Annotated in this window: 18 protein-coding genes; 3 read left to right on the forward strand and 15 right to left on the reverse strand. The window is 56.1% G+C overall.

Translation table 11 applies throughout. The features are described 5' to 3' along the window. Positions 1-32: 32 nt before the first annotated feature. The 3 genes from KCG39_RS16585 to glpE are packed head-to-tail and all read right to left on the reverse strand — an operon-like array spanning position 33 to position 2030. Positions 33-791 (reverse strand): DeoR/GlpR family transcriptional regulator, encoded by a 759-nt coding sequence (locus KCG39_RS16585; RefSeq protein WP_004126080.1) that lies wholly within the window; start codon positions 789-791, stop codon positions 33-35. A gap of 19 nt (positions 792-810) precedes the next feature. Beyond that, positions 811-1641: a rhomboid family intramembrane serine protease GlpG gene (gene glpG, locus KCG39_RS16590; RefSeq protein ID WP_032741973.1), complete on the reverse strand. Its 831-nt coding sequence runs from the start codon at positions 1639-1641 to the stop codon at positions 811-813. 59 nt (positions 1642-1700) lie between these two features. Continuing rightward, on the reverse strand, positions 1701-2030 hold the full coding sequence (glpE, locus tag KCG39_RS16595) for a thiosulfate sulfurtransferase GlpE (RefSeq protein WP_004126086.1): 330 nt from the start codon (positions 2028-2030) through the stop codon (positions 1701-1703). A 211-nt stretch (positions 2031-2241) separates the two neighbouring features. On the opposite strand from glpE, the gene glpD reads away from it, so the two are divergent. Then, complete coding sequence (gene glpD / locus KCG39_RS16600; protein ID WP_004126088.1) at positions 2242-3750, forward strand: glycerol-3-phosphate dehydrogenase; 1509 nt, start codon at positions 2242-2244, stop codon at positions 3748-3750. 52 nt (positions 3751-3802) lie between these two features. On the opposite strand, the gene glgP is transcribed toward glpD, so the two are convergent. The 11 genes from glgP to KCG39_RS16655 all read right to left on the reverse strand — a co-directional run bounded on the left by glgP (position 3803) and on the right by KCG39_RS16655 (position 20058). Beyond that, complete coding sequence (gene glgP / locus KCG39_RS16605; RefSeq protein WP_004126089.1) at positions 3803-6250, reverse strand: glycogen phosphorylase; 2448 nt, start codon at positions 6248-6250, stop codon at positions 3803-3805. 15 nt (positions 6251-6265) lie between these two features. Beyond that, positions 6266-7699, reverse strand: coding sequence for a glycogen synthase GlgA (glgA, locus tag KCG39_RS16610; RefSeq protein WP_087828642.1), 1434 nt, complete (start codon positions 7697-7699; stop codon positions 6266-6268). Further along, on the reverse strand, positions 7699-8994 hold the full coding sequence (glgC, locus tag KCG39_RS16615) for a glucose-1-phosphate adenylyltransferase (RefSeq protein ID WP_004126094.1): 1296 nt from the start codon (positions 8992-8994) through the stop codon (positions 7699-7701). Before glgC ends, glgA begins: the two co-directional genes overlap by 1 nt. An 80-nt stretch (positions 8995-9074) precedes the next feature. After that, on the reverse strand, positions 9075-11051 hold the full coding sequence (gene glgX / locus KCG39_RS16620) for a glycogen debranching protein GlgX (RefSeq protein ID WP_004126096.1): 1977 nt from the start codon (positions 11049-11051) through the stop codon (positions 9075-9077). Further along, positions 11048-13234 (reverse strand): 1,4-alpha-glucan branching enzyme, encoded by a 2187-nt coding sequence (gene glgB / locus KCG39_RS16625; RefSeq protein ID WP_004126099.1) that lies wholly within the window; start codon positions 13232-13234, stop codon positions 11048-11050. The genes glgX and glgB overlap by 4 nt, the downstream gene beginning before the upstream one ends. Positions 13235-13482: 248 nt before the next feature. After that, on the reverse strand, positions 13483-14589 hold the full coding sequence (gene asd / locus KCG39_RS16630; RefSeq protein ID WP_004106493.1) for an aspartate-semialdehyde dehydrogenase: 1107 nt from the start codon (positions 14587-14589) through the stop codon (positions 13483-13485). Positions 14590-15041: 452 nt separating this feature from the next. Continuing rightward, on the reverse strand, positions 15042-16382 hold the full coding sequence (gntU, locus tag KCG39_RS16635; protein WP_004126107.1) for a gluconate transporter: 1341 nt from the start codon (positions 16380-16382) through the stop codon (positions 15042-15044). Next, positions 16382-16912 (reverse strand): gluconokinase, encoded by a 531-nt coding sequence (gene gntK / locus KCG39_RS16640; RefSeq protein ID WP_004126110.1) that lies wholly within the window; start codon positions 16910-16912, stop codon positions 16382-16384. Before gntK ends, gntU begins: the two co-directional genes overlap by 1 nt. A gap of 181 nt (positions 16913-17093) precedes the next feature. After that, positions 17094-18089, reverse strand: a complete 996-nt coding sequence (gene gntR / locus KCG39_RS16645; protein WP_004106498.1) for a gluconate operon transcriptional repressor GntR — start codon at positions 18087-18089, stop codon at positions 17094-17096. 114 nt (positions 18090-18203) lie between these two features. Then, positions 18204-18899: a pirin family protein gene (locus KCG39_RS16650; RefSeq protein ID WP_024359821.1), complete on the reverse strand. Its 696-nt coding sequence runs from the start codon at positions 18897-18899 to the stop codon at positions 18204-18206. A gap of 121 nt (positions 18900-19020) precedes the next feature. Continuing rightward, positions 19021-20058, reverse strand: a complete 1038-nt coding sequence (locus KCG39_RS16655; protein WP_004126116.1) for an oxidoreductase — start codon at positions 20056-20058, stop codon at positions 19021-19023. Between the two features lie 232 nt (positions 20059-20290). Between KCG39_RS16655 and KCG39_RS16660 the strand changes: the two genes are divergently transcribed. Both KCG39_RS16660 and yhhY read left to right on the forward strand, forming a co-directional pair. Next, entirely contained in the window at positions 20291-20929 is a 639-nt protein-coding gene (locus KCG39_RS16660) for a bactofilin family protein (protein WP_142468098.1), read from the forward strand. Positions 20930-21176: 247 nt separating this feature from the next. Further along, the gene (gene yhhY / locus KCG39_RS16665; RefSeq protein ID WP_142468097.1) at positions 21177-21668 is read left to right on the forward strand and encodes an N-acetyltransferase; all 492 of its coding nucleotides are present in this window, start codon (positions 21177-21179) and stop codon (positions 21666-21668) included. 50 nt (positions 21669-21718) lie between these two features. Here yhhY and ggt read toward each other — a convergent pair whose 3' ends face one another. After that, positions 21719-23461, reverse strand: coding sequence for a gamma-glutamyltransferase (ggt, locus tag KCG39_RS16670; RefSeq protein WP_087828639.1), 1743 nt, complete (start codon positions 23459-23461; stop codon positions 21719-21721). Between the last annotated feature and the right edge of the window lie 28 nt (positions 23462-23489).

The following is a 23489-nucleotide window of genomic DNA, read 5'->3' on the forward strand; positions in this document are numbered from 1 at the left end:
CGCGTTGGCCTGCCCCGGGAAAAGTTAATGAATCAGCACAGCTCCAGCTGAAGATTATTGTCGGTAATCACCTTCAGCACGCCGGCCGGCGGCATAACATCGGTGTAGACCGCATCAACCATACTGATGCTGCCCATATTAACCATCGCGTTACGGCCAAACTTAGAATGGTCAACGACCAGCATCACGTGACGAGAGTTTTCAATAATCGCCCGCTTGGTGCGCACTTCATGGTAGTCGAACTCCAGCAGTGAGCCATCGGTGTCGATACCGCTGATGCCGAGAATGCCGAAATCAAGACGAAATTGGGAGATAAAATCCAGGGTGGCTTCACCGATGATACCGCCGTCCCTGCTACGCAGCTCGCCGCCGGCCAGAATAATGCGGAAATCCTCTTTCACCATCAGCGTATTGGCGACGTTGAGGTTATTGGTGACGATACGCAGATCGTTATGGTTAAGCAGCGCATGGGCTACCGCTTCCGGCGTGGTACCGATATCGATAAACAGCGTCGCACCGTCGGGGATTTCGCTCGCCACCTTGCGGGCAATGCGCTCTTTTTCCTGAGTCTGGGTCGATTTCCTGTCGTGCCATGAAGTATTCACCGAGCTGGAAGGTAGCGCGGCGCCGCCGTGATGACGGAGGATCATTTTCTGATCGGCTAAATCATTCAGATCGCGGCGAATGGTCTGCGGGCTGACGGCAAACTGCTCGACAAGCTCTTCGGTACTGACGTATCCCTGTTTTTTTACCAGCTCGATAATCGCGTCATGACGTTGTGTTTGTTTCATGAAATATCCCTGGGAATCTCTACGTTCGTTTTCGCACATTCTGCGTGTCAACAAACGCCATCGCCAGCCCGGTCACCAGACCGGCCACGTGCGCGCCGTTCGCAATCGACATGCCGAAAACATCAAACCAGCCAGCAATTAACCACACTAAAGAAAAGAGTATCAAGCCGCGCTGTAAATAAACGCCACTTTGCGGATCGCGCTCGCCTCGCAGCCAGACATAGCCCATTAGCGCATAGACCACGCCGGACAGTCCGCCAAACCAAGGGCCGCTAAACTGATGCTGAACAAAGCCGCTCAGCAAGGCGCTGATTACGGTAATCACCACCAGTTTGCCGCTGCCAATGCGCTTTTCTACCGCTCCGCCGAGGTACCACCACCATAGCAGGTTGAACAAAATATGCATCAGCGAGAAGTGCATGAGCGCATGGCTAAAGTAGCGCCAGACTTCAAATTTCAGCGAAGGATCGTAGGGCCAGGCCAACAGCAGCATGACCGGTTGATCGCCAATGACCGTTTGCAGGACAAAGACGACGATGCAGGCGAAGAGCACGCCCCAGGTCACCGGCCCGGCGTTATGGCGAAGCGTCGCTAAAAAGGGGAAGCGCTGGTAGTGCAGCCCGCTGTTGGTGTGCCCCGACTGCCAGCTGGCGGCAAGGTAACGCGGATCGGCGGGATTTTCCAGAAAACGGGCCAGCTCGGCCTGCACGCGTCCAGCCTGGGACTCATCGGCCAGCCAGATATCGCTCTGCGTATGCTGCTGAATAGTCAGAATAATCCCCTGCGTCGCCATATAGTCGACAAACGCCTGGGCCACGCGCGGGTTGGCAAAAGAGGTAATCATTAACATGCAGCGGATCGCTTATTCCACACAAAGGGAGATATTATAGCCACAACCGACGCTAACGCCTAAAGTGCGCCATGCGCAACTTCCGCCGGGAAATGCCGATGCCAGGCATCAAACCCGCCGTCCACGCTATAAACCTTGTCGTAACCCTGCTGTAGCAGATACTGTGCGGCGCCTTTGCTGCTGTTGCCGTGATAACACATCACCATGACCGCCGTATCAAAATCGTTGTCGCGCATAAACGCGCCCAGCGTATCGTTAGTCAGATGAAAAGCGCCCGGCGTGTGGCCCATTGCATAGCTTTGCGGGTCGCGAATATCGACCAGCACCGCCGTCTGCTGGTGCATTTTCTGGTGGGCTTCTTCTACGTTAATACATTCAAAGCGATCCATAAGCTCTCTTCTTTATATACGGATATACAGGCAGGCGGCGAACGCCCTGGATTTTAGCGTCTAGTGTACAGCCTGGCGCTAAATAAACGCCAATATGTTACACGCATCACTCTGAAATGTTTTTTTGATGTTACCAATAGCGCGATTGTTTGCTATATTGAGCGATATCGAACATTTATGAGCTTAAACGAAAGTGTAAGAGGTGGCGAGCGTGGAAACCAAAGATCTGATTGTGATAGGGGGAGGCATCAACGGTGCCGGTATCGCGGCAGACGCCGCAGGGCGTGGTTTATCCGTGCTGATGCTGGAGGCGAACGATCTGGCCTGCGCCACATCCAGCGCCAGCTCAAAGCTGATTCACGGCGGGCTGCGCTACCTTGAACACTATGAGTTCCGCCTGGTGAGCGAAGCGCTGGCCGAGCGTGAAGTGTTATTAAAAATGGCCCCGCACATCGCCTTCCCGATGCGCTTTCGTTTACCGCATCGTCCGCACCTGCGCCCGGCGTGGATGATCCGCATTGGGCTGTTTATGTACGATCATCTGGGCAAGCGCACCAGTTTACCCAGCTCAACCGGGTTGCGTTTTGGCACAGAATCGGTACTTAAACCTGAAATCGTGCGCGGTTTCGAATATTCCGACTGCTGGGTCGACGATGCGCGCATGGTGCTGGCCAACGCCCAGATGGTTGTGCGTAAAGGCGGGGAAGTGCGCACCCGTACCCGCGCCATCTCGGCAAAACGTGAAAACGGTTTGTGGATTGTTGAGGCAGAAGATATTGATAGCGGCGAGAAGTTTACCTGGCAGGCGCGCGGTCTGGTTAACGCCACTGGCCCGTGGGTTAAACAGTTCTTCGATGAAGGGATGCACCTGCGCTCACCGTACGGCATCCGTTTGATTAAGGGCAGCCATATCGTCGTGCCGCGCGTGCATGCGCAGAAGCAGGCCTACATCCTGCAAAATGAAGATAAACGTATTGTTTTTGTGATCCCGTGGATGGATGAATTCTCCATCATTGGCACCACCGACGTTGAATATAAAGGCGACCCAAAAGCCGTGGCGATCGACGGTAAAGAGATTAATTACCTGCTGAACGTCTATAACGCCCACTTTAAAAAGACGCTCACGCGGGACGATATTGTCTGGACCTACTCCGGCGTACGCCCGCTGTGCGACGATGAATCCGACTCACCGCAGGCGATCACCCGCGATTACACCCTCGATATTCACGATGAAAACGGACAGGCTCCGCTGCTGTCGGTCTTTGGCGGCAAGCTCACGACCTATCGTAAGCTTGCCGAGCATGCGCTGGAGAAACTGACGCCTTACTATAAAGGCATCGGCCCGGCATGGACCAAAACCGCGGTACTGCCCGGCGGCGATATCGGCGGCGACCGTGACGACTACGCGGCAAAGCTGCGCCGCCGCTTTTCGTTTATCAGCGAATCGATGGCCCGCCACTATGCGCGGACTTACGGCAGCAATAGCGAATGGATCCTCGGCGAAGCGACTTCGCTTGCCGATCTGGGCGAAGATTTCGGCCACGAGTTTTATGAAGCCGAGCTGCGCTATCTGGTAGAACACGAGTGGGTACGCCGTCTGGATGACGCTATCTGGCGCCGGACCAAACAAGGTATGTGGCTGAATGCCGAGCAGCAGGCGCGCATCAGCGAGTGGCTGGCGCAGCACGCGGGAAAGTCTGAACTGTCGTTAGCGTCGTAAAACTGTAAATAGCAACGGGGCCTGGTGGCCCCGTTTTGTTATGGCTAACCCGCTACAGACGTACTGGATCGATATGCCAGATATGGTCGGCATACTCCTTGATCGTGCGGTCAGAAGAGAAGTAGCCCATATTGGCGATATTGAGCATCGCTTTGTTGGCCCACTCTTCCGGGTGAAGATACAACTCATCCACCTTATCCTGACAATCCACGTAGCTACGAAAATCCGCCAGCACCTGGTAGTGGTCGCCAAAGTTAATCAGCGAATCCAGCAGATCGCGATAGCGGCCCGGCTCCGATGGGCTGAACAGGCCGGTGCCGATCTGCGTCAGCGCCTGGTGCAGCTCTTCATCCTGCTCATAGTAATCACGCGGTTTGTAGCCGTCGGCACGCAGGGCCTCCACCTCTTCCGCCGTATTACCGAAGATAAAGAAATTATCCGCCCCTACGTGCTCCTGCATCTCAACGTTAGCGCCGTCCAGAGTACCGATGGTTAACGCGCCGTTAAGCGCGAACTTCATATTACTGGTCCCGGAGGCCTCCGTTCCCGCCAGCGAAATCTGCTCGGAGAGATCCGCCGCCGGAATGATCAGTTGCGCGAGGCTGACGCTGTAGTTAGGGATAAACACCACTTTCAGCTTATCGCCAATCTGCGGATCGTTATTCACCACCGCCGCGACGTCGTTAATTAAATGAATAATATGTTTGGCCATGTAGTAAGCCGAAGCCGCCTTTCCGGCGAAGATATTCACCCGCGGCACCCACTCGGCGTCGGGGTTGGCCTTAATGCGATTGTAGCGAGTAATCACGTGCAGCACGTTCATCAGCTGACGTTTGTACTCGTGAATACGCTTGATCTGCACATCAAACAGCGCCTTCGGATTCACTACCACATTAAGCTGCTGACCAATGTAGTTCGCCAGCCGCTGCTTGTTTTCCAGCTTAGCCTGGCGCACCGCCTGGTTGACTTTCGGATAGTCAATATGCTGCTCCAGCTCCTTCAACTGGCTCAAATCCGTGCGCCAGTTATGGCCGATATTTTCATCCAGTACTTTTGATAGCGGCGGATTCGCCAGCGCCAGCCAGCGGCGCGGCGTCACGCCGTTCGTGACGTTGGTAAAGCGCATCGGGAAGATTTTGGCAAATTCGGCAAACAGCGACTCGACCATCAGCCGGGAGTGCAGCTCCGACACGCCGTTGACCTTATGGCTCACCACCACCGCCAGCCACGCCATACGTACGCGACGACCGTTGGACTCGTCGATAATCGACGTCCGGCCCAGCATCGCCGTATCGTTGGGGTACTGCTCCTGCAGGGTCTTCAGGAAATAGTCGTTGATCTCGAAGATAATCTGCAAATGACGCGGCAGGATTTTACCCAGCATCTCGACAGGCCAGGTCTCCAGCGCTTCGCTCATCAGGGTATGGTTGGTATAGGAGAAGACCTGGCAGGTCACCTCGAACGCCTCATCCCAGCTGAACTTATGCTCGTCAATCAGCAGGCGCATCAGCTCCGGAATCGACAGCACCGGATGCGTGTCGTTGAGATGAATCGCGATTTTGTCTGCCAGGTTGGCGTAGGTTTTATGCAGCTGGTAGTGGCGGCTGAGGATGTCCTGCACCGTCGCCGATACGAGGAAGTACTCCTGCCGCAGGCGCAGCTCGCGTCCTGAATAGGTCGAGTCATCCGGATAGAGCACCCGCGACACGTTCTCGGAATGGTTTTTATCCTCCACCGCCGCGAAGTAGTCGCCCTGGTTGAATTTACCGAGGTTGATCTCGCTGCTGGCCTGGGCGCTCCACAGGCGCAGCGTGTTGGTAGCGTCGGTGTCGAAGCCAGGGATAATCTGGTCATAGGCTTCTGCAATAATCTCTTCGGTCTCCACCCAGCGGGAGTATTTACCTTCCTGCTGAATACGGCCGCCGAAGCGCACTTTGTAACGCGTATTATGGCGCTCGAACTCCCACGGGTTGCCGTACTCCAGCCAGTAATCCGGGGATTCTTTCTGCCGCCCATCGACGATATTCTGCTTAAACATCCCGTAGTCGTAGCGGATACCGTAGCCGCGGCCCGGTAACCCCAGCGCCGCAAGCGAATCGAGGAAGCAGGCCGCCAGACGACCAAGACCGCCGTTACCTAAGCCCGGGTCGTTTTCTTCATCAATTAATTCTTCAAGGTTCAGCCCCATCTCTTCCAGCGCGCTGTTCACATCTTCATAAATGCCGAGCGATAACAGCGCGTTGGACAACGTACGGCCAATCAAAAATTCCATCGACAGGTAGTAAACCTGGCGAACTTCCTGAGAAAGCTGCGCACGGTTTGAGCGCAGCCAGCGCTCAACCATGCGATCGCGAACGGCGAACAGCGTGGCGTTGAGCCATTCATGCTTGTTAGCGATAGCCGGATCTTTGCCGATGATAAACATCAGCTTATAAGCAATAGAGTGCTTTAACGCCTCAACGCTCAGGGTGGGTGATGAGTAGCTAAAAGGTACATTCATAGCTTTGGCTCCTGGTTACAGCAAGCGTTGATAAAGTTCGCGGTAAGAATTCGCGGCAACCTGCCAGCTAAAATCCATATTCATCGCCTGACGCTGGACGTAGCGCCAGAGCGATGGGCGCGACCACAGAACAAACGTGCGTCGAATCGCCCGCAGCAGCGACAAGGCGTTGCTGTCTTCAAAAACAAAGCCGGTAGCCAGACCATCGGCGAGGTTCTCCAGCGAGCAGTCGGAAACGGTATCCGCCAGGCCGCCGGTACGCCGCACCAGCGGTAGCGTGCCATACTTCAGTCCGTACAGCTGGGTTAAGCCGCACGGTTCAAAACGGCTCGGCACCAGAATCACATCGGCGCCGCCCATAATGCGGTGCGAGAAGGCTTCATGGTAACCAATCTGTACGCCGACTTTACCCGGATGTTCGGCCGCGGCGGCAAGGAATCCCTCCTGCAGCACCGGATCGCCCGCCCCCAGCAGCGCCAGCTGGCCGCCCTGTTCAAGCAGGCCCGGCAGCGCTTCAAGCACCAGGTCCAGCCCTTTCTGGCTGGTCAGACGGCTGACAACGGCAAACAGCGGCGCTTTGTCATCCACCTTCAGGCCCATGGCGATTTGCAACTGGCGTTTATTCTCCGCTTTTTCTTCCAGCCTATCGCGGTCATAGCGCGCGGCCAGCAGCAGGTCGCTTTCCGGATTCCAGATATGGTCATCCACCCCGTTGAGGATCCCGGAGAGGCGGCCCTCGTGCTGACGCTGACGCAGCAGCCCTTCCATCCCATAAGCGAACTGCGGCTCGGTGATTTCACGGGCATAGGTTGGACTGACCGCCGTAATGTGGTCGGCGTAATAGAGGCCGGCCTTCAGGAAGGAGATCTGGCCGTTAAATTCCAGTCCATGAACGTTGTAAAACGACCACGGCAGTTCAATGTCGTTCATATGCCACGAGTAGAACATCCCCTGGTAGGCCAGGTTATGCACCGTAAAGACCGACTTAGCTGGGTGACCGCGCGCCGCCAGATAGGCCGGCGTCAGGCCCGCATGCCAGTCGTGGGCGTGAACAACATCAGGGCGCCAGAAAGGATCCAGGCCGCAGGCCATCTCGCTGCCTACCCATCCCAGTAGCGCAAAGCGCAGCACGTTGTCGGTGTAAGCGTGCTGATTGGTATCGTGGTAAGGGCTCCCTGGCCGATCGTAGAGATGCGGGGCATCAATCAAATAGATGCCCACGCCGTTAAAGTGCCCGAACAGCAGGGTGATGCGCCCGGCAAAGGTCTCCCGGCGCGTCACCACCTGCGCATCCGTTATGCCGCGACGGAGATCGGGAAACGCCGGCAGCAGCACGCGAGTGTCGACGCCTCCTGCGATTTGCGCTGCAGGCAGCGCGCCGATCACATCCGCCAGTCCACCGGTTTTTAACAGCGGGAACATCTCTGAACATACATGTAATACCTGCATTAGCGCTCCTGTGGGTACCCCAATTTCCGCAGCATGTCGCGGGTGACCAGCACGATACCTTCCTCCGAGCGGTAGAAACGGCGTGCATCTTCTTCCGCGTTCTCCCCAACAACCATACCTTCCGGGATCACGCAAGCGCGGTCAATAATGCAGCGACGCAGGCGGCACGAACGGCCAACCCAAACCTCTGGCAACAAAACTGCCGAATCAATGTTACAGAATGAATTCACCCGCACGCGCGGGAACAGCACCGACTGCACGACCACCGAACCAGAGATAATACAGCCCCCGGAGACCAGCGAGTTCAGGGTCATCCCGTGGCTACCCGAGCGGTCCTGAACGAATTTTGCCGGTGGCAAAGGCTCCATATGGGTGCGAATCGGCCAGTTCTGATCGTACATATCCAGCTCTGGAGTCACCGAAGCCAGATCGAGGTTGGCTTTCCAGTAAGCTTCCAGGGTCCCCACATCGCGCCAGTAGGGTTCAGACTGCGGATCGGACTGCACGCAGGAGAGTGGGAAAGGATGTGCATAAGCCATGCCAGCTTTGGTGATTTTCGGGATGATGTCTTTACCAAAATCGTGGCTGGAGCTTTCGTCGTTATCGTCGTCTTCCAGCAGCTCATAAAGGTAATCCGCATCAAAGACATAGATACCCATACTCGCCAACGATTTGCTGGCATCGCCCGGCATCGCCGGAGGGTTAGCCGGCTTTTCGACGAAATCGATAATCTTATCGCTCTCGTCCACCGCCATCACCCCGAACGCCCGTGCTTCTTCAATAGGCACCGGCATACAGGCGACGGTGCAACGCGCGCCTTTTTCGACGTGATCGATAAGCATCCGCGAGTAGTCTTGTTTGTAAATATGGTCGCCCGCGAGGATAACGACGTACTCCGCCTTGTAGCGACGAATGATGTCGAGGTTCTGCGTCACCGCGTCCGCCGTGCCGCGATACCAGTTTTCCCCCTGCATCCTTTGCTGAGCGGGCAGCAGGTCAACAAACTCGTTCATCTCTTCATTGAAGAACGACCAGCCGCGCTGGATATGCTGCACCAGAGTATGCGATTGATACTGGGTGATGACGCCGATACGGCGAATGCCTGAGTTAATACAGTTAGATAACGCAAAATCGATAATGCGGAACTTGCCGCCGAAATGGACAGCAGGTTTCGCGCGTTTATTGGTCAGATCCTTCAGACGGGTACCACGTCCCCCAGCAAGGATCAGCGCAACGGATTTGATCGGCAACTGACGCGCCAGCATCAACGGATCGTTCTTTTCTACCCCAACCATAATTAACTCCTTTTTTACTCCCCAGCTTGCCTGCCCTTCTCGCCGCGCCGCCGCTTCGAGACCAACCGGAAGCCCCGAGGTTACGACCTTTGAAATACGCACACTCCGTGCGCGGGCCCATGCCAGACAGCCATAGTGACCGGATTATCCTCTCCGGCGAAAGGTGGAATGGCGCGCCATTCCCCCGCAGGTAAAACCATCTCCGCCACCTCGGCGGTGGCGTTGAGCGCCATCAGCCAGCGATCGGACAATATGATCTGCATACGCGGCGCACCGTGCTGCCATTCATCGGCGGACAGCGGCTGCGCATGTTGGTTTAACCAGCGAACGCGGCCGTCTCCCTCCTGCCACCAGCGATTCTCGGTTAAAGCCGGAATACGCTGGCGCAGATGAATTAGCGCGGCGGTGAACGCGGTCAGCCCGCGGTTAGTATGGTTCCAGTCCAGCCAGGTCAACGCATTGTCCTGACAGTAAGCATTATTGTTGCCATGCTGGCTGTGACCGTGTTCGTCACCCGCCAGCAGCATCGGCGTTCCCTGCGCCAGCAGCAGCGTCGCAAGGAGAGCGTGAACGCTGGCACGACGCCGTTCAATCACGGCAAGACTCCCTTCTAATCCTTCTATACCATGATTGTTGCTGTAGTTATTGTTAGTCCCATCGCGATTCTCCTCCCCGTTCGCTTCATTATGTTTCTGATTGAAACAAACGCAGTCGCGCAGGGTAAAACCATCATGGGCGGTGACCAGATTCACCGCCGCCGCAGGCGCTCGTCCATGACGCTGAAAGACGTCGCTGGAAGCGGCAAAGCGCTGAGCGAAGTCGCCCAGCGAGACGTTCTGCTGCAGCCAAAAACGACGCGCGGTATCGCGAAAATGGTCGTTCCACTCGGCGAACAGCGGCGGAAAGTTCCCCACCTGGTAGCCGCCGGGACCGATATCCCAGGGTTCCGCGATCAGCTTCACCTCCGCAAGATGCGGATCGTTACGGATGGCCTCAAACAGCGGCGCATCCTGACGAAACGCCGGCGTCCGCCCCATCACCGAAGCCAGGTCGAAACGAAAGCCGTCGACGTGACACTCATCGACCCAAAAGCGCAGGCACTGGCGGGCATACTCCACCACGCCGGGGTGGCTGAGGTTGATGGTGTTCCCGCAGCCGGTCCAGTTGTGGTAATCACCGTCTTCCCTGATCCAATAATAGCTACGGTTATCGATTCCGCGCAGCGAGAAGGTCGGCCCTTCCAGGTCTATCTCCGCGCTATGGTTGAGCACCACGTCAAGGATCACTTCAATGCCCGCTGCATGCAGCGCTTTAACCGCATCGCGAAACTCATTTAACGCCTGTTCCGTCACGCTGGCGTAGCGGGTATCGAGGGCGAAAATCGCCAGCGGGTTGTAGCCCCAGTAGTTGCTTAACCCCATCCGCTGAAGGCGCGGTTCGCTGGCGAACTGCGCCACCGGCATTAACTCTAGTGCAGTAATGCCAAGCGTGCGGAAGTAATCGATCATCACCGGGTGACCGAGCGCTTTATAGGTGCCGCGGATACTCTCCGGCAGATCGGGGTGCAGATACGTCAGCCCCTTGACGTGGGCTTCATAAATCACCGTCTGGCCCCACGGCGTGCGCGGCGGCTTATCGCCGCGCCAATCGTAATGCAGGTCGATCACCCGCGACTTCGGCGCTATCGCTGCGCTGTCGCGGTTGTCGGGAGCGAAGTCGCCGCCGTGTAGACGCTCATCGTCAGGCAGCCCGCCCTCCACGTTATGGCAGCAGGGGTCGAGCAGCAGTTTGGCCGGATTGAAGCGGTGTCCCTGCGCCGGGTCCCAGGGCCCGTGGACGCGATAGCCGTAGCGTAAGCCAGGCCCGGCATCGGCGAGCCAGCCGTGCCAGATATCGCCGCTGCGCGCGGGCATGTCGACGCGCCGCTCATTGCCCTGGTCGTCAAACACGCAGAGTTCCACCCGCTCCGCATGGGCGGAAAAGAGCGCGAAATTCACGCCTTTACCGTCGTAGCTGGCCCCTAAAGGCGCGGGCTTTCCTGCCGTGAGTGCGATCATTGCGCCTCCCGCACCAGCCACACCGTCGCCAGCGGCGGCAGGGTAATGGAGAGGGAGTGTTCACGACCGTGGCTGGCGATCGCTTCGCTTTCAACGACCCCGCCGTTGCCGGTATTGCTGCCGTGGTAATGCATGGAGTCGGTGTTCAGCTCTTCACGCCAGCGGCCGGGCTGGTTGATGCCAAATCGGTACTCATGACGCGGCACCGGAGTGAAGTTGCTGGCGACGATGATTTCATTGCCCGCCTTGTCGCGACGAACAAAGATAAACACTGAGCGCTCATGATCGTCCACCACCAGCCATTCAAAGCCATAAGGGTCGAAATCCAGCTCATGCAGCGCTTTGTGGTGACGATAGGTATGATTGAGGTCGCGGACTAGCCGCTGGACGCCGTGGTGCCAGTTGTCGCCGCCCTCCAGCAGATGCCAGTCGAGGCTCGCATCGTGGTTCCACTCACGCCCCTGAGCAAACTCATTGCCCATAAACAGCAGCTTTTTACCCGGGAAGGCAAACAGCCAGCCGTAGTAGGCGCGCAGGTTGGCGAACTTCTGCCATGCGTCGCCCGGCATGCGGTCGAGAATCGATTTTTTGCCGTGTACCACTTCATCATGAGAGAGCGGCAGGACAAAGTTTTCGGTGTAGTTGTAGAGCATGCCGAAGGTCATCTTGTCGTGATGATGTCGACGATGCACCGGGTCCAGCTTCATATAGTCGAGGGTGTCGTGCATCCAGCCGAGGTTCCATTTAAACCAGAAACCCAGCCCGCCGGTTGAGGAAGGACGAGAAACGCCGGGAAAATCAGTCGACTCTTCCGCCATCGTCACCGCGCCCGGCGTCTGTTCGCCCAGCACGCGGTTGGTATTACGCAGAAACTCAATCGCCTCCAGGTTTTCCCGACCGCCGAACTCGTTCGGTACCCACTCGCCCTGTTTGCGGCTGTAGTCGCGATAAATCATCGACGCCACCGCATCGACCCGCAGCGCGTCAATGCCAAAGCGCTCGATCCAGTACAGCGCATTACCAACCAGGTAGTTGCTGACCTCGCGGCGGCCATAGTTGTAGATCAGGGTATTCCAGTCCTGGTGATAGCCTTCGCGCGGGTCGCTGTGTTCATACAGCGAGGTACCGTCAAACGAAGCGAGAGCAAAATCATCCGCAGGGAAATGACCGGGCACCCAGTCCAGAATAACGTTAAGCCCCGCGGCGTGCGCGGCGTTGATAAAGTAGCGAAAATCCTCCCGGGTGCCGAAGCGACGGGTGGGCGCGTACAGCCCGGTCGGCTGATAGCCCCAGCTGCCGTCAAACGGATGCTCGTTAACCGGCAACAGTTCGAGGTGGGTAAAGCCCATCCATTTGGCATACGGGACCAGCTGGTCGGCAAGCTCGCGGTAGCTTAACCAGAAGTTATTATCGGTGTGGCGGCGCCAGGAGCCGAGGTGTACTTCATAAATCGATATCGGCGCATCAAACTGATTCGCCTGCTTGCGCTCCGGCGGCTGCTCGACCTTTTCCGGCAGCCCGCAGATAAGCGAGGCGCTCTCCGGGCGCATTTGCGCTTCAAAAGCGTAAGGGTCAGATTTCACCCGCAGATTGCCATGGGCATCGATAAGCTCGAATTTATACAGCTGACCGTTCAGCGCGCCGGGAACAAATAGCTCCCAGATGCCGGACTCTTTGCGCAGGCGCATCGGATGACGGCGGCCGTCCCAGTAGTTAAACTGGCCGACAACCGATACCCGGCGGGCGTTAGGCGCCCAGACCGAGAAGCGCGTGCCGACCACCCCGTCCATGGTGTCGGCATGCGCGCCCAGCGTTTCATAAGGACGCAGATGCGTGCCTTCCGACAGTAGCCAGACATCGAGATCCTGCAACAGCGGACCAAAACGATACGGGTCATCAATCAGGTTCTGCTGCCCGTGCCAGGTGACGGCCAGCTGATAGCGAAAAGGATTTTTGCGGCGCGGCAGAACGCCGCAGAAGAAACCGCGCGAGTCGAGGCATTCTAGCTTGCCGACTTTGCGTCCGGTTTTTGGTTCAATGACCCACACATCGGTGGCATCGGGTAATAATGCACGAACTTCCAGCCCGGCGTCGGCGTAATGCATGCCAAGCACGGAAAAAGGATCCGCAAAATGGCCGGCGATAAGCGCATTAATCACGTCCTTATCAATACGATTAGACATGGTTTCATCCTGTTGTAGGTGTCGCCCTTTCCTGTATCCGGCGACTTTTTTTTGACCTGAACGGCGCAGCACGTTATGCGTCCCCCTGCTCCGTCCCACCTTCAGGTAAGGAGACAGCGTGACTCCTTACTTAAAGCATAGCCAAGGCTGAGTTACCTCCGTTGGGAAAAATCTAACATTCGCGTTTACTCCTTGTATTACGCAAAAAAAAGGGGTGTTTCAACACCCCTTTTCCCATCTTGTGACGGCTACGCCAGCTGTCTTAGCATGCGGCGGAGCGGCTCGGCGGCCCCCCACAGCAGCTGGTCGCCCACGGTGAAAGCCGACAGATACTCCGGCCCCATGTTCAGTTTACGCAGGCGGCCCACCGGGGTGGTCAGGGTGCCGGTGACGGCAGCCGGGGTCAGCTCACGCATAGTGATATCACGATCGTTCGGCACCACTTTGGCCCACGGGTTGTGCGCGGCCAGCAGTTCCTCAACGGTCGGAATAGAAACATCTTTTTTCAGCTTGATAGTGAACGCCTGGCTATGGCAGCGCAGCGCGCCAACGCGAACGCACAAGCCATCTACCGGAATCGGTGAGGCGGTCGCGAGAATTTTGTTGGTCTCCGCCTGGCCTTTCCACTCTTCACGGCTCTGGCCGTTATCCAACTGCTTGTCGATCCATGGGATCAGGCTGCCCGCCAGAGGAACGCCAAAGTTGTCCACCGCCAGTTCGCCGCTGCGGGTCAAAGAGGTGACCTTGCGTTCAATCTCCAGGATCGCGGAGGCCGGATCCGCCAGCTCAGCCGCAACGTGGCTGTGCAGTTGGCCCATCTGGGTCAGCAGCTCGCGCATATGACGCGCGCCGCCGCCGGAAGCCGCCTGATAAGTCGCCACGCTCACCCACTCGACCAGATCCTGAGCAAACAGGCCGCCGAGAGACATCAGCATCAAGCTAACGGTACAGTTGCCGCCAACAAAGGTTTTCACGCCGTTGTTCAGACCTGCGGTAATGACGTCCTGGTTCACCGGGTCAAGAATGATAATGGCGTCGTCCTTCATGCGCAGCGAAGAGGCCGCGTCAATCCAGTAGCCCTGCCAGCCGCTTTCACGCAGCTTCGGGTAAATATCGTTGGTGTAATCGCCGCCCTGACACGTGACAATAATGTCCAGCGCCTTCAGCGCTTCCAGATCAAACGCATCCTGAAGCGTGCCACCGGTACTGCCACCAAAAGATGGAGCAGGCTGCCCCAGCTGAGAGGTGGAGAAAAAAACAGGGCGAATGGCGTCAAAATCTCGCTCTTCAACCATGCGTTGCATGAGGACAGAGCCGACCATTCCGCGCCAGCCGATAAAACCAACATTTTTCATAACGTATTCCTGCGAGGTGTGTGCTGTTTGTTCCAGGCCAGTTTCCTACTGGTTAGTCCTTCACATTACAAAATGCAGCTAAAGTCGCAAGTGAAATTAATCAATGATTGCGAGGCAATCAGTAACGCAGCTAATTTTGCCTGATGGCCGCCGTCACTGGCACCCCGGAATACCCGAATAATTATCAGGGAATTTACATTGTGAAGGGAATATTTTCCGCCGCTATTTTATTGATCCGGGTTATGGATTACAGCAGAAATTCGGTTGTTTTATTCTCGCTGACCAAACCGGTTAAATCCAGGCGTGGCATGGGTTTATGAGCCATATGATGTTTGTCGTATTTCTGGTAGTGGCAGATCGGAAGAGGGGTAAAGCTAAGGGTTTTCGATATAAGTAGAGCGGGGAAATTAACCCGGCATCGCCTCGCTCCGCCGGGTGTTTCACTTTGTCGGTTAACTCAACAGCGTAAACGCAATCATACCGACTATCGCCCCGACGGTGCCGAGGATAGTTTCCATCATCGTCCAGGTCTTCAGCGTTTGCGCTTCGGTCGCGCCGGTAAACTTACCGAACAGCCAGAAGCCCGCGTCGTTAACGTGGCTGACGACGATAGAGCCGCCGGCGATGCAGATGGAGAGCGCCGCCATCTGCGCGCCGCTGTAGTGCAGCTGTTCAATAACCGGCATGACCAGACCGACGGCCGTCAGGCAGGCCACAGTCGCGGAGCCCTGAATAATACGTACCGCCGCCGCCAGCACAAAGCAAGTGATCGCAATCGGCAGGCCCATCCCGGTCAGCGCTTCGCCGAGCGCCGGCCCCACGCCGGAGTCGACCAGCACCTGTTTGAACACGCCACCCGCGCCGATCACCAGCAGAATAATGCCCGCTGGCTGAAGCGCATGACCGCAAATCTCCATCACCCGATCTTTGGCCATCCCCTGACGTACCGCCAGGCCATAGATCGCCACCAGGCAGGCAACCAGAATTGCGGTAAACGGATGGCCGATAAACTCAAACCATTCGTAGGCGGTAGAGCCTTCCGGCACAAAACGCGCAGCGATGGTTTTCAGGCCAACCAGCACCAGCGGCAGCAGAATTAAGGCCAGACTGAAGCCGAAGGACGGCATTTTGCCTTCGCCGAGGTGCGGCTCGCTGATATCGTCAGGCGTATGCAGCTCAACGTAGCGGCTGATAAAGTTACCCCACAGCGGCCCGGCAATAATCATCCCCGGGATCGCGGCGCACAGGCCAATCAGGATCATCCAGCCAAAGTCGGCGTGCATCTGTGATGCCAGCAGCATCGGCGCAGGCCCCGGCAGCAGGAACGCCGCGGCGGCGGCCACCCCGGCAAACAGCGGGATCACCAGCTTCACAAGGTTGGTACCGGTATGACGCGCCATCGAGAACGCCACGCTGATCAGCAGCACGATCGCCACTTCGAAAAACAGCGGCAGCGCGCAGATAAGGCCGGCCAGGCCTATTGCATAGTGGGCGCGACTATGGCCGAAAGATTTCAACATTTTGACGGCAATCTGGTCGACCGCGCCGGTTTCATGCAGGATCTTCCCGAACATTGCCCCTAGCGCGACGACGATAGCCAGAAAGCCCAGCGTGCCGCCCATGCCTTTTTCCATTGTCGCCGCGATCTTGTCCAACGGCATGCCGGAAAAAAGCCCTGCTCCAATAGAAACCACCATCAAAGCCACGAAGGCATGCATACGCGCCTTCATCACTAAAAACAGCAGCAGCAAAACGGAGCCGACTGCTGTTAAAACAAGCGTTAATGTACTCACTATTTACTGCCTTTGTTGATCACCTCAATGGTGCTGGCGACCACGCCTTCCAATGACTGGTCGATATCGACGATTAAAACATCGTTTTCATCCGTGCCCGGCTCTTGCAGCGTTTCAAACTGCGTAACCAACATCTGGGTTTTAAAGAAATGGCCTTTACGCGCCTTCAAACGTTGTTCGATAACTTCGAAATCGCCTTTAAGATAGATAAAAGAGAGGTTCGGGTTGCCTTTACGCAGGATGTCGCGATAGCTCTTTTTCAGCGCGGAGCAGACAATCAGCGACACTTTATTGGTACGCTGCATGGCAAACGCGGCATCATTCAGCGCCTGCAGCCATGGGGTGCGGTCATCGTCATTTAACGGTTCGCCGGAAGCCATCTTGTTGATGTTGCTGCGCGGATGCAGAAAGTCACCGTCGAGAAACGCGGCGTGCAGTTGATGCGCCACTTCGCTGGCGACAGCGGATTTGCCGCTGCCGGAAACGCCCATCAGGACATAGATGTGGTGATCATGGTTAGTCGTGCTCAAAGCTTCCTCCCACTGGACACATACGCGCAGCCTGGCAGCGTTTAACGGCGTGGAACACTGGCGTACAGGTTAATTGTTACGGGTAACTGTTATCGGTAACATTGTCATGCCGGAGTTGTGGAGAAGCAATAACCATTCGTGCCAGATGTGAATATGTGTGATCTACTTCAAATTTGTCAGTTTAAATAGATCCGCCCGGTGACAATGTGAAACCTAAATCTAACATCTTAGGCGTCACCGCTTCACCGCGAATACGCGCCAGCAAACGCTCTGCGCCAATCCGCCCCATCCGCTCACGCGGCGTCAGCACGCTGGCCAGACGCGGCTCCATCACCTGGCCGATATCGTGGCCGTGGAAACCGGCAATCGCCATATCGTCAGGGATTTTCAGCCCCAGACGCTGGCACTCAAACGCCGCGCCGACCGCAAGGTCATCGTTGGTACAGAATATGCCGTCAAGCTGCGGATATTCACGACGCGCCTGGCGCATCAGCTCAATCCCCGAAGAATAAGAAGAAGACTGCTCAACCATCACGCTGTAGGGCGTCATCCCGGCATCAAGCATCGCCTGCTCGTACCCCTTCTGTTTGATGATAGTACGTTCATCAAGACGTGCGCCAAGATAGGCAACGTGACGGTGGCCATGATTGATAATCGCCGCAGTCATCTGCCGGGCCGCTTCAAAGTTATCAAAGCCGACGGCGATATCGAGACACGGCGACTGGCTGTCCATCAGCTCCACGACCGGGATCCCCGCGACTTCGATCATCTTCAGGGTGCGCGGCGTGTGGGTTCGTTCGGTGAGGATTAGACCGTCAATGTTCCAGGAAAGCATGGATTCCAGACGTTTTTCTTCCATTTCCGGCTTATAGCCGTAGTGCGCCAGCATCGTCTGGTAACCGAAAGAGTCGGTCACGCTTTCAATACCGCGCAGCACTTCTGAGAAAACCTGGTTGGTTAACGAGGGCAACAGCACGCCAATGGCGCGGCTGGTGGCATTAGAGAGGATGTCAGGGGCGCGATTAGGAATATAACCCAGTTCATCGAGAGCAACGGCTATCTTGCCACGCAGCGCTTCGGAAACCTGTTCCGGGTTACGTAAATAGCGACTGACCGTCATTTTGGTCACGCCGACAAGATCGGCTACATCCTGAAGTACGGGTCTTTTCTTTTTCATCGTCCTGACTGCGATCAACGGGGAAACATTTCCCCAGTTTATCACGGACAAAGCGCAACCTTCCCTAACATCCGGGAAGGTTGCGCAATTTATTTAGACCCGATCGGAGAACGATCAGACGGGCGGCAGATCGAACAGCAGAATTTCGCTATCGCTGTCGGCGTGTACGGAAATCGCCTGCTCGTCCCAAATCGCCAGGCCATCGCTGGTGGTAGCTTTCGTTCCGTTGATGGTGACTTCACCTTTCACCACCTGGATCCACACCCGACGTTCAGCGGCAATCTGGTGCACCGACTGCTCATCTTTCAGCAGCGCCCAGCGGTACAGCTCCATATCCTGGTACACCTTCAGCGAACCTTCACGGGCATCCGGCGACAGTACCAGCTGTTTGCCCTGCGCGGCGTCAAAGCGGCGCTGTTCGTAGCGCGGCGTGATGCCATTTTTTTCCGGCATAATCCAGATCTGGTACAGATGCAGTTTTTCCGTGGCGCTTGGGTTGTACTCAGAGTGACGAACTCCGGTACCCGCGCTCATGATCTGGAACTCGCCCGCCGGAACCTGCTCTTTATTCCCCATGCTGTCCTGGTGCTCAACGGCCCCTTCCAGCACGTAGGTCAGGATTTCCATGTCCTTGTGCGGATGGGTACCGAAGCCCTGGCCGGCATCAATCACGTCGTCATTGATCACCCGCAGCGCCGAGAAGCCCATAAAGTTAGGGTCGTAATAGTTAGCGAAAGAGAAAGTATGCCAGGAATCCAGCCAGCCGTGGTTAGCGTGGCCGCGTTCGTTAGCTTTACGTAAGTAGATCATGTTGCACCCCCGTATGTTTTCGATGGACTCAGTGTGGACCCAATCGCCAAACGATCATAGAGGGTGAAAATTGACTCCTCTGTTCAAAAAATATGAACGAGTACAGAGGAGCCATGATGGCTTATCGGGTAAGGGTAATCGTGGCAGGTGATGGCTGTTCAAAGCCGCGTTCGAGGATCTCCAGGTTTGTGAGAACTTCAGATTCCTTGACGAAATTTGGCTGACCGTTAATGAGGGTTTCATACAGCGAATCATAGACTCGCCCATAGTCGCCGGTTTCAAGCGGGATCTCTTCCCGTACGGTTTCCCCCGCCTCATTGACGTACTCCAGCAGACCAACCGTCTCATCCGCGCCGAATCCCGGCTCGCCCGGCATAACATTGGCCTTCAGGCTGGTCTCCTGCTGGTCGATACCGTATTTAATAAACGAACCTTTATGACCATGGACGATGAATTTTGGGTAGGGCAGCTTCACCAGATGGCTGGTTTTGACGATCGCCTTCAGGTTGCCGTAGAACAGCTGGGCCTCAAAGGTATCGTCCGGGTTGGCCTTATTGCGCAGGCTACGGATGTCATAAGAGACATGGTCCGGGCGACCGAACAGGGAGATAATTTGGTCCAGGGTATGGACGCCCAGGCCGTAGAATGTGCCGTCCTGAGGCAGCCCGGGTTTTCCTCCATCTACCGGACGATAGTTGTCGAAATGGTTTTCAATCTCGACGATCTCGCCAAGTTTTCCGCTCTCAATCACCTTCTTCGTGGTCAGGAAGCAGGAGTCGAAGCGACGATTTTGGTACGGCGTAACCGTCAGTCCCTTGCTTTTCGCCAGGGCGAATAGCGTTTTTGCCTCCTCAAGCGTCGGGGTAAAGGGCTTTTCGACCAGCACATTTTTGCCCGCCTCCAGCGCCCGTTTCGCATAGGAAAAATGGCTGTCCGCGTGGGTGCAGACAATCACCAGTTTGACCTGCGGGTCGTTAAGCACTTCCTCGAGGTCGCTGGTGAAGTGGATGTGCGAATACTGCGGAGCCTGTTCCTCCGGCTTTGCGCTGCGGCGGTAGATATGCGCCACATGCCAGCGTTCTTTTCGGTGCAGGACATAGGGAAGATGGTAGCGGGTGGTGCTTTTGCCGAATCCAATAAATGCGCAGTGCAAAGTCATAACGCTATCCTTATTTAAGGTCTCTGCTGTTAACCATAGCGCAAGCTGGCTGCAAACTTAACCCCTTCAATGAGTGTGCCAAATTCTTAAATGTTAAATTTAGCGCTCAAATTTATTGACCCTGCTGGCTAAATTCTGGATAAGAGGACCCCTCGGGAAAAGAACGTTTTTTATCCAGCGCGCTCACCGTTTCCCAAAATACGATGACTAAAGGAGTAGCCATCTCGTTCGCATGGAAAGCAAATATATCGCCTTAAATAGCGCCCTTCTCTTTTGGCTGCTTGGCCTGATGGCCTGGTGCTTCGAATCCACGTATCTGGCCTGGCTATCGGGCTCTTTCGCCTTATCCTCCTTCGTTTTTCATTTTCAATATCAGCGGATTAACCATATGTTTAAAAAGAACAAAATCATTGAATCTACGCCGCCGGCGGTGAATACGGCGGTACTCAACGGTGAATCTCCCTCCGCCATGGCCCGAAAACCGGCCACCACGGTTATCGCCGGCGGTATCCGCTTTGACGGAAACATTATCGCCGAGGGAGACGTCGATATTTACGGCACCGTAAGCGGCAATATCGACGCGCGAGAGAGCCAAATAAAGATCATGACCGGCGGTCTGGTAGAGGGGAATATCACCTGCTGCGAGCTGATTATTGACGGCTGCGTCATCGGCCAGTGCCGCAGCGAAACGATTGAAATCGATAAGAATGGCAACGTGACCGGCACGTTGGCCTACCGCACGCTGGCCATCAAAAAGGGCGGCGTTTTTTCCGGCCAGGCAGAGCTGCTGCCGGCGGCAGAAAAGAGCAACGTCGTAGGGTTTATCGCCGATACCGCTATTGAAACCAAAGATAAGGTTGAGGCGCAGTAGCAGCCATCCGGGTGCGGCGGAAAAAAGCAAAAAAAAAGCCAGCACCCGGCTGGCTAAAGTAATACTGGAAGCAATGTGAGCAATGTCGTGCTTTCAGGCTTTCCGCAAGGGTCTCCCTGAATGCAGAGCAATAATAATCATTCTCATTCGCACTTGTCTACTCCTTTTTGCAAAAAATAGGCGTTGATCCCTTTTTTAAAGTCAGTGATCTTTAAAGGGACACTTAACCTAAAAAGGAAAATGAAGAATGAGCGACATCGTGATACGCCATGCCGAAGCCAAAGATTACGACGCAATCCGTCAGATCCATGCTCAGCCGGAGGTATATCACAATACGCTACAGGTTCCTCATCCTTCCAGCCATATGTGGCACGAGCGACTAACCGACCGACCGGGCGTCAAACAGCTGGTCGCCAGCATAGGTGACCAGATCGTGGGACACCTCGCCATTGAGGTTATCCAGCGCCCGCGCCGGAGCCACGTCGCCGATTTCGGCATTTGCGTGGATTCACGATGGCACAATCGCGGCGTTGCCAGTGAGCTGATTCGCACCATGATCGACATGTGCGACAACTGGCTGCGCGTTGACCGTATTGAGTTGACGGTGTTTGTGGATAACGCTCCCGCGGTGGCGGTGTATCAGAAATTAGGCTTTGAAATTGAAGGGACGGGGAGAAAGTATGCCCTGCGCAACGGCGAATATGTCGATGCCTACTTTATGGCGCGGCTGAAGGGATAACGCTCAACTAACCCTCTCCCGGCAGGGAGAGGGTCGGAGTAAGGGTACACCTAATACCCTGCCGTTAAATCATCCGGGGAACGCGGATCGGATGCGCCGTACAGCGTGCCGTCCGGGCCAACCATAATACTCTGGGTGCTGCCCATCGCCTCTTTCACCGCCACTTTCTGCCCTTTACTCTCCAGCAGCTTCAGCGTATCCGGGCTGAATCCCTTCTCCACCCGCAGTTCATCCGGCAACCATTGATGATGGAAGCGCGGGGCGTTGGTGGCTTCCGCGACGTTCATTCCGAAATCGATGGTATTCACCACCATCTGCAGTACGGTAGTGATAATGCGGCTGCCGCCAGGGCTACCGGTCACCAGCCAGGTTTTGCCATCTTTCACCACAATCGTTGGCGACATCGATGACAGCGGACGCTTTTTCGGCTCGACGGCGTTGGCGTCACCGCCCACCAGCCCGTAGACGTTCGGCACGCCGGGTTTAGCCGAGAAATCATCCATCTGATTATTCAGCAGAATGCCGGAGTTCCCCGCCACGATGCCGGTGCCAAAGGTCGTATTCAGCGTATAGGTCACCGCAACGGCGTTACCGTCTTTATCCACCACCGAGAAATGGGTGGTCTGGTTGCTTTCATACGGCGCCAGCTTGCCGGGGCGGATCTGGCTCGACGGCTTCGCTTTATTGATATCAATCTGTTCAGCAATTGATTTGGCGTACGCTTTGCTGGTCAGCGCCTGCCACGGCACTTTGACGAAGTCCGGATCGCCAAGGTATTCCGAGCGGTCGGCATAGGCGTGCTTTTCGGCTTCCGCCATCACCTGCATGGCATCGGCGCTGCCGAAGCCATACTTATGTATATCGAAGTTTTCCAGAATATTCAGGATCTGCACGATATGAATGCCGCCGGATGAAGGCGGCGGCATCGAGAACACCTGATAGCCGCGATACTCGCCGCTCACCGGCGTACGTTCGACCGCTTTGTAATTCGCCAGGTCCGCTTTGGTGATAAGCCCGCCGTGATTCTTCATCTCAGCGGCAATCTGGTCGGCAATCGCGCCTTTATAGAACGCGTCCGGTCCCAGCTCGGCAATCAGTTCCAGGCTTTTACCCAGCTGTTTTTGCACCAGCTTATCGCCCTTTTTCAGGGGCTCGCCGTTTTTCCAGAAGATAGCCCGGCTGTTGGCATGGTCGGGGATCACTTCGCTACCGTAGGTTTTCAGATCGTCGGCCAGCGCATCGTTGACCGCGAAGCCCTCTTCGGCCAGCTTAATCGCCGGGCGAATCACTTTGTTGAGCGGCATCGTGCCGTATTTTTCCAGCGCAAGGGAGAAGCCGGCGACGGTGCCCGGGGTACCGGAAGCCAGATGCGAGGTCAGCGATTTCTTACTGTCCGGGTTGCCCTGATCGTCGAGAAACATATCCCGGGTAGCCTGTTCCGGCGCCATCTCGCGGAAGTCGATCGCCGTGGTATTGCCATCTTTGGTTCGCAGCATCATAAAGCCGCCGCCGCCGATATTACCGGCCTGCGGATGGGTGACCGCCAGCGCGTAGCCCACCGCCACGGCGGCATCCACCGCGTTGCCGCCCTGACGCAGAATATCCACGCCTACCTTCGTTGCCAGCGCGTCCACCGAGGCCACCATCCCCTGCTGCGCGCGGACCGGATGAAAAACATCTTCCTCTACACCATAAGACACAGGCGGAGGAGCGGGATTTGCCGCGACGCTAAAACTGCCGCCCGCCAGCAACGCAGCGATGACCACCTGACGCCAGAGCGTTGTTTTTATCATTGTCATACTCCTGAATGATGTTTTTATT

The sequence above is a fragment of the Klebsiella pasteurii genome (assembly GCF_018139045.1).
Classification (GTDB): Bacteria; Pseudomonadota; Gammaproteobacteria; order Enterobacterales; family Enterobacteriaceae; genus Klebsiella; species Klebsiella grimontii.